15 protein-coding genes and 1 pseudogene are annotated in these 17,487 nt (G+C 31.3%); 11 read left to right on the plus strand and 5 right to left on the minus strand.

Annotated elements, in window-relative coordinates:
* From FHR24_RS13120 to FHR24_RS13135, 4 genes and pseudogenes are all read left to right on the plus strand, one after another.
* A pseudogene (locus tag FHR24_RS13120) lies at positions 1–938 on the plus strand (NAD(P)H-dependent flavin oxidoreductase).
* Positions 939–944: 6 nt separating this feature from the next.
* Positions 945–1,418 (plus strand): YehS family protein, encoded by a 474-nt coding sequence (locus FHR24_RS13125; protein ID WP_167189667.1) that lies wholly within the window; start codon positions 945–947, stop codon positions 1,416–1,418.
* 26 nt (positions 1,419–1,444) lie between these two features.
* Positions 1,445–1,960 carry a hypothetical protein gene (locus tag FHR24_RS13130; protein ID WP_167189670.1) on the plus strand — a complete coding sequence of 172 codons (516 nt, stop codon included), beginning with the start codon at positions 1,445–1,447 and terminating at the stop codon, positions 1,958–1,960.
* Between the two features lie 84 nt (positions 1,961–2,044).
* Positions 2,045–5,113: a beta-galactosidase gene (locus FHR24_RS13135; RefSeq protein ID WP_167189673.1), complete on the plus strand. Its 3,069-nt coding sequence runs from the start codon at positions 2,045–2,047 to the stop codon at positions 5,111–5,113.
* Between the two features lie 63 nt (positions 5,114–5,176).
* On the opposite strand, the gene FHR24_RS13140 is transcribed toward FHR24_RS13135, so the two are convergent.
* The 4 genes from FHR24_RS13140 to mtaB all read right to left on the minus strand — a co-directional run bounded on the left by FHR24_RS13140 (position 5,177) and on the right by mtaB (position 10,064).
* Complete coding sequence (locus FHR24_RS13140; protein ID WP_167189676.1) at positions 5,177–7,057, minus strand: DUF4153 domain-containing protein; 1,881 nt, start codon at positions 7,055–7,057, stop codon at positions 5,177–5,179.
* A gap of 66 nt (positions 7,058–7,123) precedes the next feature.
* On the minus strand, positions 7,124–8,017 hold the full coding sequence (locus tag FHR24_RS13145) for a lytic transglycosylase domain-containing protein (protein WP_167189679.1): 894 nt from the start codon (positions 8,015–8,017) through the stop codon (positions 7,124–7,126).
* A 30-nt stretch (positions 8,018–8,047) separates the two neighbouring features.
* Positions 8,048–8,698 (minus strand): alpha/beta hydrolase family protein, encoded by a 651-nt coding sequence (locus FHR24_RS13150; protein ID WP_167189682.1) that lies wholly within the window; start codon positions 8,696–8,698, stop codon positions 8,048–8,050.
* A 7-nt stretch (positions 8,699–8,705) separates the two neighbouring features.
* Complete coding sequence (gene mtaB / locus FHR24_RS13155; RefSeq protein ID WP_167189686.1) at positions 8,706–10,064, minus strand: tRNA (N(6)-L-threonylcarbamoyladenosine(37)-C(2))-methylthiotransferase MtaB; 1,359 nt, start codon at positions 10,062–10,064, stop codon at positions 8,706–8,708.
* A 117-nt stretch (positions 10,065–10,181) separates the two neighbouring features.
* Between mtaB and FHR24_RS13160 the strand changes: the two genes are divergently transcribed.
* The 7 genes from FHR24_RS13160 to FHR24_RS13190 all read left to right on the plus strand — a co-directional run bounded on the left by FHR24_RS13160 (position 10,182) and on the right by FHR24_RS13190 (position 16,766).
* Entirely contained in the window at positions 10,182–11,777 is a 1,596-nt protein-coding gene (locus FHR24_RS13160; protein WP_167189689.1) for an ABC transporter substrate-binding protein, read from the plus strand.
* A gap of 2 nt (positions 11,778–11,779) precedes the next feature.
* A complete protein-coding gene (locus FHR24_RS13165; protein ID WP_167189692.1) occupies positions 11,780–12,115 on the plus strand; it encodes a tRNA-binding protein in 336 nt (111 codons plus the stop codon).
* Between the two features lie 106 nt (positions 12,116–12,221).
* Positions 12,222–13,574 carry an MATE family efflux transporter gene (locus tag FHR24_RS13170; RefSeq protein ID WP_167189696.1) on the plus strand — a complete coding sequence of 451 codons (1,353 nt, stop codon included), beginning with the start codon at positions 12,222–12,224 and terminating at the stop codon, positions 13,572–13,574.
* 10 nt (positions 13,575–13,584) lie between these two features.
* Positions 13,585–13,812, plus strand: a complete 228-nt coding sequence (locus FHR24_RS13175) for a hypothetical protein (protein ID WP_167189699.1) — start codon at positions 13,585–13,587, stop codon at positions 13,810–13,812.
* Between the two features lie 35 nt (positions 13,813–13,847).
* Positions 13,848–14,468, plus strand: coding sequence for an L-threonylcarbamoyladenylate synthase (locus FHR24_RS13180; protein WP_167189702.1), 621 nt, complete (start codon positions 13,848–13,850; stop codon positions 14,466–14,468).
* A gap of 133 nt (positions 14,469–14,601) precedes the next feature.
* Positions 14,602–15,888: an LVIVD repeat-containing protein gene (locus FHR24_RS13185; protein WP_167189705.1), complete on the plus strand. Its 1,287-nt coding sequence runs from the start codon at positions 14,602–14,604 to the stop codon at positions 15,886–15,888.
* Positions 15,889–15,995: 107 nt separating this feature from the next.
* Complete coding sequence (locus FHR24_RS13190) at positions 15,996–16,766, plus strand: hypothetical protein (RefSeq protein ID WP_167189708.1); 771 nt, start codon at positions 15,996–15,998, stop codon at positions 16,764–16,766.
* 2 nt (positions 16,767–16,768) lie between these two features.
* On the opposite strand, the gene rluF is transcribed toward FHR24_RS13190, so the two are convergent.
* On the minus strand, positions 16,769–17,485 hold the full coding sequence (gene rluF, locus FHR24_RS13195; RefSeq protein ID WP_167189712.1) for a 23S rRNA pseudouridine(2604) synthase RluF: 717 nt from the start codon (positions 17,483–17,485) through the stop codon (positions 16,769–16,771).
* Positions 17,486–17,487 lie beyond the last annotated feature (2 nt).

Raw genomic sequence — 17,487 nt, forward strand, 5'->3', positions numbered from 1 at the left:
ATGAGAAACAATAGAATTACAGAATTATTTGGTATAGATTATTCCATTATACAAGGAGGAATGGTTTGGGTAAGTGGATATAAACTAGCATCGGCAGTAAGCAATGCAGGTGGTTTGGGATTAATTGGTGCAGGTTCTATGTATCCAGAAGTGTTTAGAGAGCACATTCAGAAATGTAAAAAAGCGACCGACAAACCTTTTGGAGTAAACTTACCATTAATCTATCCAGATATAGATAAAATGGTAGCTATTGTGATAGAAGAAGGTGTGAAAATTGTTTTCACATCCGCAGGAAACCCTAACACGTGGACAGCCAAATTAAAAGCAAAAGGAATTAAAGTGGTGCATGTTGTGAGTAGTATTAAATTTGCATTAAAAGCACAACAAGCTGGAGTAGATGCTGTGGTTGCCGAAGGTTTTGAAGCTGGCGGGCATAACGGACGAGAAGAAACTACTACGTTTACACTAATTCCGATGGTAAAAGAACATTTAGAAATTCCGTTAATTGCTGCGGGAGGAATAGCATCAGGTAGAGGGATTTTAGCGGCTGAGGTTTTAGGAGCAGATGGTGTTCAAATAGGAAGCAGATTTGCAGTAAGTACAGAATCGTCTGCACATATAAAATTCAAAAAAATGGTTACGGAGTTGCAAGATGGAACTACGCAATTAACGTTTAAAGAGCTAGCACCTGTTAGAATTATAAAAACAAGTACTATCAAAAACTGTTAGCTTTGTATCAAACAAATCCATCAAAAGAAACCTTACAAACCTTTTATGACAATGCTAAGTTAAAAACAGGTATTTTTGAAGGAGATGTAGAAGATGGAAAATTAGAAATAGGTCAAATTGCTGGTTTGATAAAAAAAGTAGCACCGATTGCTACTATAATGGATGAAATGATTACAGAATACAATGCTGTAAAACAAAACTTAAATTAAAAAAGAATGACAAATAACGATGTGTTTAGAAGGTTAAAATATGCGTTTAATTACAATCCAGAAAAAATAATTTTATTGTTTGGTCATGTAGGAATTACAACAACTAGAGAAGAGGTTTCTGTTTGGTTGGAAAAAGATACAGAGGAAAAAGAAAATTTATCTTTATCTGATGAGCAGTTTGCTAACTTTTTAAACGGGATGATTATTGATAATAGAGGAAAAAAAGACAATCAGATTCCAGTAGCTGAAAAAGAATTAGATAACAATATTGTATTTAGAAAATTACGAATTGCCTTAAATTTAAAAGACACTGATATTTTGGCTTTGTTACAATTGGCTGGATTGAATTTTGGAAAGTCAGAATTGTCCGCTTTTTTTAGAAAACCGGGTCATCAACATTATAGAAATTGTCAAGATCAAGTATTGCGTAATTTTTTAAATGGACTGTTTTTAAAAAACAATCCCAATCCGCAAAAATAATTCAAATTATTATTTAAATTAACCTTATGAAAAATATCGTTTTTACTTTCGTCTTATTTTTAACTTTTGGGCTGTCTACTTTTGCTTTTAATCCGGAGCCAACAGATTGTAAAGAAATTTTAGCGGTAAATTTTGAAAATAAAAACGTAAAAGGTTTTGAGGCTGCTAAAATAGACAAAAGACTACATGTACTAATGATTGCCAAAAGATTAAAAACAGCAGCAGCTAGTACAATTTACAAAGGTGAAAATCAAACGGTTTATTTAACACTACATACATTGCAAGAAATAGATGGTGAATCTGTTTACAGCGTAAAAGTAAATGGTAAATTAATTGGAGAAGTTGTAAATACAAAAATTTACAATACCCAAATTAAAGATTATACGGTTGAAAAACATACGTTGAATACAAAAAAAATATTGCTTAAAAAAGGAGATGTTATTCAGGTGGAATTTACAAATGCGACCAATGGTTTTGTTCCCGAGGGAAGTCTAACGGCAACTGCCAGAGGGAGATGGAAGTCTTTACAAATATGCAAATAGTGTATTCATAAGCACAAAGTATATATTTAAAGAAATCTTTATTGTTTAGTTTCCTTTTATTTTTGGAACAAACTAAACAATACTATGCCAAAAATCAAAAAACAACTTGTCTTTTGTTTCCTGTTTCTTTACAGTGCATTACAAGCACAAACTTTAGAGGAGACAGCAGAAACCAAAATAGCAGAATTAAATGCTCTAATTACCCAAGCAGAAAATGCGGGTATTGATGCGTTGAGAGAAAAAACGACAGTAAGAACTGCCGAGATTTTTTTAGACTATGCCAATTGGGATGAAGACAATATTAGCATGAATACTGATTTGTTTACTAAGGTTACAGCATACAAAAACAATTCATCAGAAATGGCTAATTTATTGCCAGACTTTGAAAGAAATGATGTGATAACCATGTTAGAGGAGTCTATTACTGTTTTAACCAAACTCATCAACAAAGAATATACACGTACAACAGCTCCTAATATAGATTGGACTCAAGTAAACCATACTGACGATCAATTAACTTATAATGGGAAACCTGCTTTTATAGCTGATTATACTTGGAAACCCAGAATAGATCTATTAACAGATTATCACGGAAATCAAGATGGATTTTTTTTAACACCTTCTTATGTTACTGACCAAAATGGAACTATAAGGTCTAATATTGTAAATGAATTAAGTGATAAAAATACAGGAGGGGTAGGATTCATTTTTTTTAATAATAAAAATGTTCCTGCTTGGTCTAAAACAAAATACGGAAGCAATTTTGAAATGCGTACCGATACTTATACAGGTTACGATATTGATCATCCTGGAGCTAGAGAAATGATGGGGTTTTTAATAGAAGGAACCGTTCCTTATATGGCTGATAAAAAATATGCTGAATTGGGATATATGTTGTGTAACGAACCTCATTTTTTCACTCAAAAAACGGGTGATAAATTGGCTTGGGCCTCTGGACCTGTATCAAATTATACGTTTGATAAATTTAAAACGTGGTTAGAAGCAAAGCATACTAATATAGCAAGATTAAATACATTGTGGAATACTTCTTTTGCTTCTTTTAATGACGTAACTATAGAAATTCCTATAGATACAAGTAATAAAGGAACGGCAATGTGGTACGACTGGGCTCTGTTTAATATGTATCGAGTAACGGAATGGTATACATTTTTAAAATCAGAAATTAGAAAATACGATACTGATGCCAAAGTACATTTAAAGATTATGCCAAATCTTTGGTCAGAAAATCAAAGAATTCATGGGATTGATTTAGAAGCGTTGACAGAAATAAGTGGAATTGTAGGGAATGATTCTGGATCGGACTACAAACATATGTGGAAAAATGATTTGGAATGGCAAGAACATTATGGGTTTGATTGGAGAGAGCTATGTATGGCCTACGATTTTATGAAATCGATTGCTCCAGAAAAAATAAATTACAATACAGAATTACACTATTTATCTACCGGTAGATCTAGAGATTTGTATATGAAGCCTAGTTATGCAAGAGCTACTTTTTGGATGGCACATACGTTAGGTTTAACGGCGAGTCAAACTTGGTTTTGGGCAAGAAGAGAAGATGGCTCGCCTAGAAACGGATTGGATGTAGGGAATGGATATGCGGGATCAAACAACCATCAGCCAAGAGTAACGAATGAAGTTGCTTTAACAATGTTGGATTTAAATGCACATGCTGATTTGATCATGAAAATGCAAAGACAACGTAAACCTATACGATTGTTTTACTCTAAAACATCGGCAATTAACAAAGAGGAACATATGGATGAGATTTTTCATTTGTACGAAAAATTACATTTTGAAGGAGTGCCTTTAGGTTTTGTAACCAAAGATGTAATTAACAAACAAGACAATTCTTTATGGGATGTAGTTTTGGTACATAAAAATCAGTTCATCACTCCCGAAGAACAAACAAGTTTGCAAACTTATTTAGACAACGGAGGAACTATTATTACAGATACTGAAAGTTTAACGAGTAACGAATATGGAGAATCAATCACAACTCATTTGCATACTAATAATGGTGGAAATTTATTGTATGCTACTAGTTTAGAGAATTACAAAACATTAGCGTTTAATGTAGTCAGTGCCAAAAACTTATTGCCAGAAGTAACAATTACAGAAACCAATGCAAACGGAATAAAAACCTGTGTTTGGAAATGTGTTAAAAACAGCAAAGGAAACAATGTAGTTTCTATTGTAAATATTGGAAATAAGGAAGCTACAGTGGATTTTTCTTTAAAAAATGTAGAGGGACAGACAGAGTTGTATGATTTGTTTAAAGGAATTTCAATCAACAAAACACAAACCCTGCAACCTTATGATATGTTGTTTGTAGAGATTACAGATTCAGCTCTGACTCAAAATATTTTACCCACAGATCCTTACGGATTTGAAAATACCAATGTATTTTGGTCTAGCGGAGGTCATGATGCAAGTGTGGCTGGAAATATTGTAGAAGCATGGACACAAAACGTTGGTTTTACTCAAACATCAGAAAGAGCTAAAGAAGGAACTTATAGTATGAAATGTGATTTGGTAACCACTGCAGGAACCAATCCTAAATTACAAACCTGGAGAACCAATACCCACAAAGAACACGAATTTACCACAGAGGTAGCCAATTACGATGTAAAAATGTGGGTGTATTTAGAGGGAGATACTCCCAGTGGAGCTAGATTAACATTAGACAGCCAAACGGCAAAACCACAAGTAAATTTTGATTTGTCTTCTGTTGCTAAAAATCAATGGGTACAAGTTGAAGCAAGTAACAAGTTAAATTCTGGTGAAGCTATAGAAAACAACTGGTTCTCATTTATAATGACAGGCCTTAATGCTACACCAAATGCAGGGAGTGCTATTTATTTTGATGAAATTAGTATTCAAAAATCAGATTCTTTGTCTGTAACTACTGCTGTTTTAGAGGGGATTAAAATTGTATCGGAAAATAAAAAAATACAAATTACGGCACCAATAAAGAGTAATGTTTTAATTACAAATATTTCGGGAACAGTGATTTATCATCAAAAAACAACACAAGATTTTATAAGTACTCAAAATTTACAAACAGGTATTTATATTGTTAAAGTAGTACACAATGGAAAATCTACTCTAAAAAAAGTGATGGTTCTTTAAACTTGTAATACAGAAATACAAAAAACCACCAAAACTGATATTCTGTTTTGGTGGTTTTTTGTTTTATTCAATAACATTTTTTATCAATATGTAACCGTTAAGGCTGTTAATTAAATATTCATCATCTTTTTGTTTTAGGTTAATGTTATTTAACACAATTAAAAAATGTTGATTGTTTAATATCTGATTATATTCTAGTAATTTAGAAGGAATGCTATTGGGTTTATGAGCATGATTTTTTAATAATAGTTCTATTTTATCATCTAAATTTATAGACAAACTATCTGTGGCTGTGTGTAAAATTATGGTTTTGTTTTTTAGTTGAATGTTATAATTGTGATTGTCTATGACAAAACTTTTTTCTTTTTTAGAGTTTAAATAGGCAAAGTTGTAGTAATAATCAAAACCGTTTACAGAGATTGCATCTGTTTTTTCTCTTTTAAAGTAAAGGTACTTTTTAGGACTGTTTTTGTCGTGTATTAAACTACGGATTTTTTTATAGTCTAAGCCTAATGTTTTCATGTAAACCCTAGCCTGATTGATGTGTTTACTACTATCAACAGCAGTTTTAAAATAGATATCTAAATCTTGCTCAAATATGGGATTGATACTTGTTAAACCATGGTGATCATCTAAATAATCCAAAATAGATTTTATTTCATTGTGGATAGAATCAGAAATTTTAATTTCATTAGAATTAGTGTCTATGCTTCTTAATTCAGGAAACTTATTAGGGTTCCAAATAGTTTCATTAACCACTTTTCCGTTTTTAAGTAACTGATGATTTTCTAAAATAGAAAGCAACCTGTTGGCTTGACTTTTCTCACTGATACTAAACATTCCCCAAGGGCCCAAAGAAGAAACCGCTAAAATAATAGCTAAAGAAACCGGAATTAATTTGATGTTTTTTTTGTGTAAACAAAAGTAGATAGCAACAATACTTAGCCAAATTCCTAATAATAAAATTAAATAACGATTAATGGTAATTCCGTACTGATTGATCCTAATACTAACAGCGGTAAACAACATTACAATTAGTGGAAGCAATAACAAATAATAGAAAAAAGAAAGTTTTTGAATCCATTTGTATTCCTTTTGTTTTCCATACGGGTGTAACAGTAAAAAGGTTAGTATTCCTAACACAGAAATTGCTGTAATTAGATAGGTTACAATTCCTTTTGGCCAGTTATTGGTGATTATTATTTTACCTCCATAAGTGTATAATATCAATAAATAGACGAGTAGTAAAGGAAGTAAAATATATTGAGAAAATATTTTTAATCCTTTTGGGTAAACCGTTAAATTCTCATAATTATCTATATTCTTAGGAATTCCAGAAACAAAGAACCAGGTATTAAACAAACCAAAAATTGCAATCTGAATGTGAAAGTAAACTTTAAAATCAAACTTAATATTGAATAATAATTTTACGGCAGTAATGGCTAAAACAATCCCTAAATATAAAACTCCAGAGTATAGAATAGCGGTCCAAAAACGAATAAATAAAGTTTTGTTGTAGTTCCAAAAACCATTAATAGTCTTGTTTTTTATAAATGGGCTAAAAGAAACCAATAAATGGATGATGACATTAAAAACAGCATATCTAATGTAGGGAATTCTAGTATTAAACGTAACCTCTTGGTTGGGTAAGGAGCTATAAATTAGAAGTAATATTATAGAGGCTAGAAAGTAAGCGTTTATTTTCCAAATTTGTTTTGTAAAAATAGTTCCTGATAAAAAAGATACCGAAAAATAAAGAGGGATCCCTAAAGCAAATGTTAAAATAGCATTGATGTAGGGAAAAGGGTTTTTAATGTCATCATTAAACTCAAAAAAATAAATACTGGTAACAGTTCCTAGCAAAGCACAAAGAATGGTTAGTGGGTATTCTAAAAAAGATTCTTGAGTTTTTTGAATTAGATAATTCAGTTTTATGTTTTTCATTTAAGCATTTTTTTGCCTAAATATAACTAAAAACCCTTTGCGGTGAGCAAAGAGTTTTTAGTAGTCTTATTTTTTAATAGGGATTTTAATTTCGTATTCTGTTTTAGTTCTATTGTTTAATTTATTTTCTCTAAGCCACGGATTTAAAAGTTTTAGCTCTTTATAATTGGTGTTAAAGTTTTTGGCAAAACCAGCAATGTTTGTTATTACAGAATCTAATTTTACGGTTCTGTATTTTGGCAATATATACAAATCGTTATTTTCGTATACAAAACCGTAATCATAAGGTTTGCTTAGTATTTCTTTTACGGCAATAATTCTAGGTAAATATCTTTCCGTTTCTTCGGGTAATAAAGCATCATAATAAGAGGTTACCTGTTGCTCTTTCATTCTTCTAGACAAACCGTTAATTCCAATATTATAAGAAGCAGCAGCTTCTGTCCAAGTACCAAATTCAGCTTTAGCTTTTAACAAATATTGGCAAGCAGCTTCTGTTGCTTTTTCTAAATGGTAACGTTCATCTACATTGTCGTTTACTTCTAAACCATATTCTCTAGCAGTTCCTTGCAGTAATTGCCAAAAACCCTTAGCACCCGCAGGAGAGCTTACATTTTGCAAACCACTTTCTATAACCGCTAAATATTTAAAATCTTCTGGTATGTTGTTTTTAGCCAAAATAGGTTCTATAATAGGAAAGTATTTATGAGCTCTTTTTATTAATAGCAAACCATTAGATTGCCAATAGGTGTTTACTAAAAACTCTCTATCTACCCTTTCTTTGATATCGTATTTGTGAAGTGGTACACTTTCATTAGAAAATTCTAATCCAACAGGAGTTTTAATTGCTTTAATAATATAAGTTTCTCCAGTCTTTTTGGTAGATGGAGTGCCATTGATTAAAAAGGGAACTATAGCGCAAATGACCAATGTAGGAAGTATCCAAGAAATGTGTTTTTTCATAAAGTAAAGTTTGTATTAAATTTACAAAAATCAAGCCAAATAGTTGATGATCTTATGTTGAATTGTAGTGCTTTTTGTTAAAATCATAGCGTGTGTTCCTCCGTTTATAAGAGTCACATTTTTAATGTTTTTAACAGGAAGGACAAAATCTTTTGTTCCGTGTAAGTGCAATGTGTTTATAGGTTGATTTTGTTTCCAGGTTACAAAAGATTGTATTGCCCATTGTGTATACGTTTTATTCCTTAATGAAAGGTAATATCGATAAGAATCTAAAGTTCTTTTTAGTTTTTTAGTTGCAAAACGATACATTATTTTTTCTGTCAAATTGATAAAGGAAACAGGATATATTTTGTAAAGTTTGGTTTTTCTTACAAATTTTAAAAAAGGAGTTACTTCATCTTGATGTTTGATACTAGAAACTAGAACAACTTTAGAACCTTTAAAGTGTTTGGTTAATTCCTGAGCTATAATTCCACCAAAAGAAACTCCCACAAAAATAGGATTGGGTTCTTTAACAAAAGTAGAAAGCCGAGTTGTATAACTTGCTATAGATTCGTTTTTGTGTAAAGGTTGTATCCAATCTAGTAAATGGATTTCAAACAAATGCTTCGGTAATTTTATGCGTTCAAATATTTTTGAACTGGCCGAGGTTCCTGGTATAAAATAAAGATGTTTTTTCAAGTGAGTCTTAAATCAATTCACTCAAATTTACATTTTTTTCTGTAGGTTGGTTTACCCAATCAAAACGAACAGAACCATCTTCATCAATTGTGGTTAAGGTTATTTTGTGTAACTCGTTTACCAAATTAGGGTTCCATGGAGTTTTTACTTTTACATAATTTTCTGTAAAACCGTGAATGTATCCTTCTTTGTTTTCGCTTTCAAATAAAACGGTATGTGTTGTTCCTAACTGACTTTCGTAAAAAGCTCTACGTTTTTTAACAGACAAACCACGCAACATTTTACTACGTTTGGCTCTTACGTTTTTAGGTACAACACCTTCCATACTTGCAGCCTCAGTATTGTCACGTTCAGAATACGTAAACACGTGTAAATAAGAAATATTTAACTCGCTTAAAAATTTATAAGTTTCTAAGAAAATTTCATCAGTCTCTCCAGGAAAACCAACAATAACATCTACCCCAATACAAGCATTGGGCATTGTTTTTTTAATATGATTGACTCTGTTTACATACAAATCACTCATATAACGACGTTTCATCTTTTTTAGAATCTGATCGCTACCACTTTGTAGTGGAATGTGAAAATGGGGAACAAAACTATTAGAGGTACTTACAAATTCAATGGTTTCGTCTTTTAATAAGTTAGGTTCTATAGAAGATATTCTTAATCTATGAATTCCATCAACCTTGTCTAAAGCTTGCACCAATTCGTAAAAAGTATGTTCGTGTTTTTTGTTTCCAAACTCCCCTTTACCGTAATCACCAATATTTACTCCTGTAAGTACAATTTCTTTAATGCCTCTTTCCGATATTTCTTTGGCATTTTTTAACACGTTTTCCAAAGTATCGCTTCTAGAAATTCCACGAGCTAAAGGAATGGTGCAATAGGTGCATTTGTAATCGCATCCATCTTGCACTTTTAAAAACGCACGTGTTCTGTCTCCAATAGAGTAAGAACCTACATAAAAATCGGCCTCTTCAATTTCGCAAGAATGTACTTCTCCTAAATCGTTTTTAGACAAATCGTTTATGTAATCTGTAACCTTAAATTTTTCGGTAGCACCTAAAACTAAATCAACACCGTTAACGGCAGCCAATTCTTCGGGTTTTAATTGTGCATAACATCCCACAGCAATTAAAAAAGCATTGTCATTTTTTTTCAATGCATTTTTTACAATGGTTTTAAAACGTTTGTCTGCATTGTCTGTTACAGAACAAGTGTTAATCACATAAATATCAGCCTGTTCCTCAAAATCCACACGGGTAAAACCTTCATCTTGAAAGTTACGAGCAATGGTAGAAGTTTCAGAAAAATTAAGTTTACACCCTAATGTGTAAAAAGCTACTTTTTTTTGCGCACTCATTCTTGTAAATTTACGGGGCACAAAGGTAGGGTTTTTTAACGATATGTACTTGTTTAAGAGGGTTTGATTTTTGTGGTTTTAAAATTGTAATAAATTCATTTGTAGTAAATTAACCCAATGATAAAAAATATACTTTCTTTTTTGTGTTTGCTTTTGGTATTGATAGCTTGTAAAGATAAAACGAGTAAATACAAGACTTCTCAAGTTTTTAGATACAACGAAAAGGACAATATTACCACTCTAGATCCTGCGTTTGCAAAAAATGAACCTATTGTTTGGGCAACCAACCAGCTATACAATGGTTTGGTTTCTTTTGACGATCAATTAAATGTAGTACCTAGTATTGCCAAAAAATGGGACATTTCTGAGGATAACAAAACGTATAATTTTACGTTAAGAGACGATGTTTACTTTCATAAAAATGTAGTGTTTGGTAAAGATAATACCAGAACGGTTACCGCTCATGATTTTGAATATAGCATAGGTCGTTTGTTAGATCCTAAAGTAGCTTCTTCGGGTAGGTGGGTAATGCAAAATGTTAAGAGTTTTAAAGCGGTAAATGATTCTGTTTTTAGAATGGAATTACATAAGGAATTTCCTCCGTTTTTAGGTTTGTTATCTATGCAGTATTGTTCTGTAGTACCCAAAGAAGCTGTTGAGTTTTATGGAACAGATTTTAGATCTAATCCTGTGGGAACAGGACCTTTTCAGTTTAAACTGTGGGTAGAAAATACCAAATTAGTATTTCGTAAAAATCCACTGTATTTTGAAAAAGATAAAAAAGGAAAACAACTTCCATATTTAGAAGCGATTGCTGTCACTTTTTATGCAGATAAACAAACAGAGTTTTTACAATTTATCCAAGGTAATTGCGATGTTTTGTATGATTTACATACGTCTTATAAAGATGAATTGTTATCGCCTACAGGAGAATTATTGCCTACGTATAAAAATAAATTGGCTATAGACAAAGCACCTTATTTAATTGTAGAATACATTGCCTTTTTAATGGATGGTCAAATAGTAGATAATCATCCAAAAATAAGAAAAGCGATTAGTTGTGGTTTTGATAGAGCTAAAATGTTACGTTATTTAAGAAACAATATAGGAACACCAGCAACAGGTTTTATTCCCAAAGGATTGCCATCTCATTACCAAGGAGAACGAAATATGTATCAACCTAAAAAAGCAAAAGAGCTGATAGATTTGTACAAAAAAGAAACAGGAGATGTAAACCCAACTATAAAAATAACCACGGTCTCTAGTTATACAGATTTGTTTGAATTTATTCAGAGAGAATTACAAGGAATAGGACTTACCGTAAAATTAGAAGTATTGCCATCGCCGGTATTAAGACAATTAAAAGCAAACGGAAAACTGCCTACGTTTAGAGTAGGTTGGATTGCAGATTATCCAGATGGAGAAAATTTTCTTTCACTTTTTTATAGTAAAAATTTTGCTCCACAAGGTCCTAATTATACACATTATAGCAATCCTGTTTTTGATGCTTTGTATGAAAATTCTTTGTCTATTACTGATAAAAGAGAAAGAATAAAGGTATATCAAAAAATGGATAGTATTATAATGGCTGACATTCCTGTAGTTCCTTTGTTTTATGATGAAATAGTAAGATTTAAACACAACAACGTAAAAGGATTGACAACCAATGCGACCAATCTTTTAGATTTAAAATACGTTTACAAAACAGAATAAAAATGGATGAAATAACCTGGGGAGATTTTTCTAAAATAGACATGAGAATAGGAACAATTATAAGTGCTGAGGTTTTTAAAGAAGCTAGAAATCCTGCTTACAAATTAATTGTAGATTTTGGAGTGTTGGGACATAGAAAAACATCGGCACAAATAACAGAATTATATAAAGCGGAAGAATTAATAGGCAAACAAGTAGTAGCAGTGGTAAATTTTCCACCCAAACAAATAGCGAATATAATGAGTGAATGTTTAATTCTAGGAGGCATAGAAAATCCTGGAGAAGTGGTTCTGTTACAGCCTGAAAGAGCGATGGAAAACGGAACCAAAATAGCCTAGTTTTTATTTTTAATTTAACCAAAATTTAAGAAATACTTCTTTCGATAAGTTGGTTCATCTGCATGTGTAAGTTTGTATATTTGCGCAAATTTATTTAGAACCTTCCATGAATTTAAAGCAATACACATCAGAATTTAAAACGAATATAACTATAGCTTTTCCTGTAATGTTAGGACAGTTAGGAAATGTATTGGTGGGTTTTGCAGATAATATTATGGTAGGAGAATTGGGGGCACCTGCTTTGGCAGCAGTGTCTTTAGCCAACTCAGTGTTTTTTATTTTAATGGGATTAGGTCTTGGTTTTTCTTTTGCTATTACTCCTTTAATAGCCGAATCTGACAGTGCTAAAAATTATTTAGACGGAAAAAAAAATTACCAACACGGAGTGGTGTTACTTACTATTATAGGAATTGTATTGGCAGCAGTTTTATTATTAATTCAGCCTGTACTTTCTCTCATAGATCAACCTGTAGAGGTGGTGGAGTTAGCATTGCCTTATTATCAAATTATAGCGTATTCTATGGTGCCATTGCTAATTTTTCAAGCCATAAAACAATTTACGGATGGGTTGAGCCAGACCAAATATGCTATGATTGCTATTTTGGGAGCTAACAGTATTAATATACTTTTAAACTATATGTTAATTTACGGAAAGTTAGGAGCTCCTATGTTGGGAATAAATGGTGCTGCTTATGGAACGTTGGTTTCGCGTATTTTAATGATTTTTGTACTATTATATTTTATCAAAAAAAGAAAAGAATTTGAACCATACAACATGGCGGTTTCTTGGTTTGTAATAGAGAAAGAACGAGTGTTAAAAATTGTAAAATTAGGATATCCTGCGGCTTTGCAAATGTTTTTCGAAATTGGGATTTTTGCATCGGGAGTTTTGTTAGCAGGTATGTTGGGAACTCAAGAACAGGCAGCCAATCAAATAGCGTTAAACTTGTCTACCATGACATTTATGATTGCTACCGGAATGGGAGTTACGGCAACCATTAGAGTAGGAAATCAAAAAGGATTAAAAGATTATAGCAACCTAAAAAGAATTGCTATTTCTACTATTTTGTTAATGATTATTATAGCAATTATAGCTGCGATTAGCTTTATGAGTTTAAGAACGTATTTACCGTGGATTTATATTGATGATAGAGAAGTGGTGGAAATTGCAGCCAAATTATTAATTATAGCAGGATTATTTCAAATATCAGACGGAATACAAGTGGTGGTTTTAGGAGCATTAAGAGGTTTGCAAGATATGATTATACCAATGTGGATGGTTTTTATTTCTTATTGGGTCATTGGTTTTCCGGTGTGTTATTATTTAGGAATTTTAACAGATTTAGGAACCTTTGGTATTTGGATTGGTTTGTTGGTAGGATTAACTGTTTCATCGATATTATTGTATATAAGGTTTCAACATCTAACAAAAAGATTACTTTTGTCAGAAAATAAATAAAATCAAAAACATGGAATTACCTAGGTTTTTACTTGCAGATAACACAACTTGTGATGAGGATATTTTTGTGATTCACACAGACTTTCCAAGATTTATCATTAACTTAAAGGATGATGAGATTGAATTGTGGGACGATTTAGAAGGATCGGACGAAGAAGAGCTGTCTACACAGGTAGCACAATATATAGAAGAGGCATCTGCTTTTTATGATGAGGAAATGGAAAAATATGCTTCGTAAATTTACTTTATCAGTAATAAATTAAGGATTATACAATGGCTAAACTTGTAAAAATATATCCAGAAAACCCTAACGAAAAAGAGATTCTTAAAATTGTTGAGGTGCTTAAAAATGGAGGTGTTATCATCTATCCATCGGATACGGTATATGCTTTGGGGTGCGATATTACCAACTACAAGGCAGTAGAAAGAGTTGCGAAAATTAAAAATATAAAGTTAGAAAAAAACACATTTTCTATTGTTTGCAACGATTTAAGTCACTTGTCTGATTACGTAAAACCAATAGATACAAGTACTTTTAAAATATTAAAACGCGCATTGCCAGGTCCATATACATTTGTATTACCTGCTATAAATAACATGCCCAAAGCGTTTAAAAAACGTAAAACAGTAGGAATTAGAGTTCCAGATAATAGCATTACTAGAACTATTATAGAGCTGTTAGGGAATCCTTTAGTGTCTTCTTCTATTTATGATGAGGACGAAGTAATTGAATATACTACGGATCCTGAATTAATTCACGAAAAGTGGGATGATATTGTAGATTTGGTGATTGATGGTGGTTATGGAGATAATGTAGCTTCTACAGTAATAGATTTAAGTGATGGTGAGCCTCTGGTACTTAGAGAGGGAAAAGGAAGTTTAGATGTATTATAACTAGATTAGAATTATAAAAACAAAAAAGCAGCTCTTTAAGAGCTGCTTTTTTGTTTTTATAGAATTTAAAACCTTAATAACGCAACCAATTGTATATAATAGACTCTATGTAATAGAACTAAAAAGTTAAGTTATGAAAAAAATATTACCGTTTTTATTACTATTTGTTTTTATAGGGTGTGTTAAAGAAGAGGAGAACAATTGTCCTGAGTACAATTACTCATCATCAAGTTATTATTTAGATCCATCTATTTACTCAGAATATACTCCTATAGAAATATCGGTAGACAATATGGGAGATTTAATCACTTTTGAAGAGCCATTTGAAGTTGAAAAATCGGGAAAAATTTATATAAAGGACAATTTGTTAATCGTACAAGAACAGGAAAAAGGATATCATTTTTATGACAATTCAAATCCAGAAAATCCTATTCAGACAAAATTTTTAAGAATAGAAAACACGACTGATATAGCAATAAGAGACAATTCTTTTTACATAAGTCACTATAATGATTTGGTTACGTTAAACATAAATTTAATAGACTTTACATTTACAGAAACAGGAAGAGAAAAAGAGGTGTTGACCAATTACTATGCGTACTATAAAATTTCTCCAGATGGATATTATTTTACGTCATCTGAAGGGAAAGTAATTACAGGTTTTATCAAAAAGGAAAATTTTGAAAGACCAGATTTTCCAACCTTTATGTATTCTGATTGTTATGAATACTCTGTAGTTTCTGATGGAGGAAATAAATTTGATGGGCAAGGAGGTTCATTATCTACATTTACATTAAAAGGAGATTATTTATATACGGTAGATTATAACAAATTAAACTCTTTTTTAATAGAAGGAGCCAATCAAAAAAATCCAGCTTTTGTGGGAGCAATAAATGTGGGTTTTGGAATAGAAACTTTATCTAGTTTTGGCGATAATTTATTTATAGGTAGTACAAGTGCCATGTATATTTATGGATTACAAAATCCTGCAGTTCCAAATTTTAAATCAATTTCAAATCATTTTAGAGCGTGTGATCCTGTAATAGCTAATGAGCAAAATGCATTTGTAACCATACATGGTGGTTCTAGATGTGGAGGAGATAGCAATCAATTAAAAGTATATAATATTACTGATGTGGAAAATCCAGTATTGTTGTTAGATAAAACATTGGTTGAGCCTAAAGGAATGGCTTTGTATGGTGATTATCTTTTTGTAGCTGATACGGCTATTAGAATTTTTGACGTTTCGGATGTAGAAAATGGTAACGTTTCTTTTGTTCATAAAATAGATAGAAATGTAAATGATTTAATTATTAGAGAAAATCATTTGTTTGCTATTGGGAACAATGGAGTTTATCAATATACTTTAGAAAATTCTACAGATTTAACCGTAAGTATGGTTAGTGAATTAGTTTTTTAGTAATATTATAAACTGGTTTGAATAAAGTTTTAGAGAAGGGTAGTGATGAGGTTTTAAAAAAATGAAATAGTTTGGTTTTGTTTTTGCTATTAGATTAAAAAAAACTTTTGAAAAACGTACTATTATTAATTTTTGTGGTTTTATATACTACAAATAGTTTCTCCCAAAAAGACATAACTTTTTTAAAAGGTCTTGTTGTGAATGATACCATTGATGTTGGAAATGTTACCATTACCAATAAAAACTTAAAGGTAAGTACTACAAGTAATGAACTGGGTGTATTTGAAATTCCTGTTAGGTTGAAAGATTCTATCTTAATTTCGGCAATTCATCTTAAAGACTTTTCTTTATTAATCAATCAAGAAATTTTAGATAAAAGAGGAATTGAAATAGCAGTAATAAGTGAAGTAAATAATATGGATGCAGTGGTACTTAATAATATTTTATCAAAATCTGCAACAAGTTTTAATGTAGGTCCTACTACAAACCCTGATCTTTTTAGAATGCGGAAAGATGAACTAAGGCATTTGTCAAACACAGATCCTACAAGAAATTTTCAAGGAGTAAATATTATAGGAGGTATTTCTGCAATCGCTAAATTGTTAAAAGGAAAAAATAAAGACAAAGAAATTCCTTTAACAATGTCGCAGAAATACCAAAGGTGGTTAAGTTTTAAACCTGCTTTTGTAAAAGAGTTTGGAATTACTTTTTTTACAGAGAGTTTAAAAATCCCCGAGAGTATTATAGATCAATTTTTGCTTTATTGTAAAACAAAAAAAGATATTGCTTCTATGTATTTTGAGGGTAATAAATTAGAGTTGATAGAGTTTTTGGTAAGACAAAGTAAAATATACAATGGACAGCATATAAAAGAGTAATATTACTCAAAATGTTTTTTAGAATCAGAGGTCAATCTGTTTAGTTCTTCAAGCTCTACTTTAGTTAAATCTCTCCATTGTCCTACTGGCATGTCTAAAAATATATTCATAATTCTAATACGCTTTAGATAGGTAACATCATAATCAAGATATTCACACATACGTCTAATTTGTCTGTTTAAACCTTGTGTTAACGTTATTTTAAATTCAAAAGTGTTTACTTGTTCTAGCTTACATTTTTTGGTAACGGTACCTAAAATAGGAACTCCATTTCCCATTTTAGTTAAAAATTCCTGAGTAATAGGTTTGCGTACTCTTACCAAATATTCTTTTTGGTGATTATTGCTAGCTCTTAATATTTTGTTTACAATATCTCCATCACTTGTTAAAAAAATCAATCCTTCACTAGGTTTGTCTAAACGTCCAATAGGAAAAATTCTTTTTGGGTGATTTATATAGTCAATAATGTTATTTTTTTCTCTTTCTTGGTCTGTAGTACAAACAATTCCCACAGGTTTGTTAAAAGCAATATAAGTATGTGCTTCGGTAGGTGTAGAAACCATTTTTCCATCTACACAAACTTCATCACTGTCCGATATTTTAGTCCCCATTTCTGGTACTTTTCCGTTAATAGTAACTCTACCTTCGTCAATTAATTTGTCTGCACCTCTACGGGAGCAATAACCAATTTCGCTTAAATATTTATTTATTCTTTTCATAT

Origin of the sequence: Wenyingzhuangia heitensis, assembly GCF_011762155.1 — a bacterium.
Taxonomy (GTDB): Bacteria; Bacteroidota; Bacteroidia; order Flavobacteriales; family Flavobacteriaceae; genus Wenyingzhuangia; species Wenyingzhuangia heitensis.

Coding starts and splice junctions, on each gene's coding strand:
- FHR24_RS13125 (WP_167189667.1), top strand. CDS start 945: ATGACAAATAACGATGTGTTTAGAAGGTTAAAATATGCGTTTAATTAC.
- FHR24_RS13130 (WP_167189670.1), top strand. CDS start 1,445: ATGAAAAATATCGTTTTTACTTTCGTCTTATTTTTAACTTTTGGGCTG.
- FHR24_RS13135 (WP_167189673.1), top strand. CDS start 2,045: ATGCCAAAAATCAAAAAACAACTTGTCTTTTGTTTCCTGTTTCTTTAC.
- FHR24_RS13140 (WP_167189676.1), bottom strand. CDS start 7,057: ATGAAAAACATAAAACTGAATTATCTAATTCAAAAAACTCAAGAATCT.
- FHR24_RS13145 (WP_167189679.1), bottom strand. CDS start 8,017: ATGAAAAAACACATTTCTTGGATACTTCCTACATTGGTCATTTGCGCT.
- mtaB (WP_167189686.1), bottom strand. CDS start 10,064: ATGAGTGCGCAAAAAAAAGTAGCTTTTTACACATTAGGGTGTAAACTT.
- FHR24_RS13160 (WP_167189689.1), top strand. CDS start 10,182: ATGATAAAAAATATACTTTCTTTTTTGTGTTTGCTTTTGGTATTGATA.
- FHR24_RS13165 (WP_167189692.1), top strand. CDS start 11,780: ATGGATGAAATAACCTGGGGAGATTTTTCTAAAATAGACATGAGAATA.
- FHR24_RS13170 (WP_167189696.1), top strand. CDS start 12,222: ATGAATTTAAAGCAATACACATCAGAATTTAAAACGAATATAACTATA.
- FHR24_RS13175 (WP_167189699.1), top strand. CDS start 13,585: ATGGAATTACCTAGGTTTTTACTTGCAGATAACACAACTTGTGATGAG.
- FHR24_RS13180 (WP_167189702.1), top strand. CDS start 13,848: ATGGCTAAACTTGTAAAAATATATCCAGAAAACCCTAACGAAAAAGAG.
- FHR24_RS13185 (WP_167189705.1), top strand. CDS start 14,602: ATGAAAAAAATATTACCGTTTTTATTACTATTTGTTTTTATAGGGTGT.
- rluF (WP_167189712.1), bottom strand. CDS start 17,485: ATGAAAAGAATAAATAAATATTTAAGCGAAATTGGTTATTGCTCCCGT.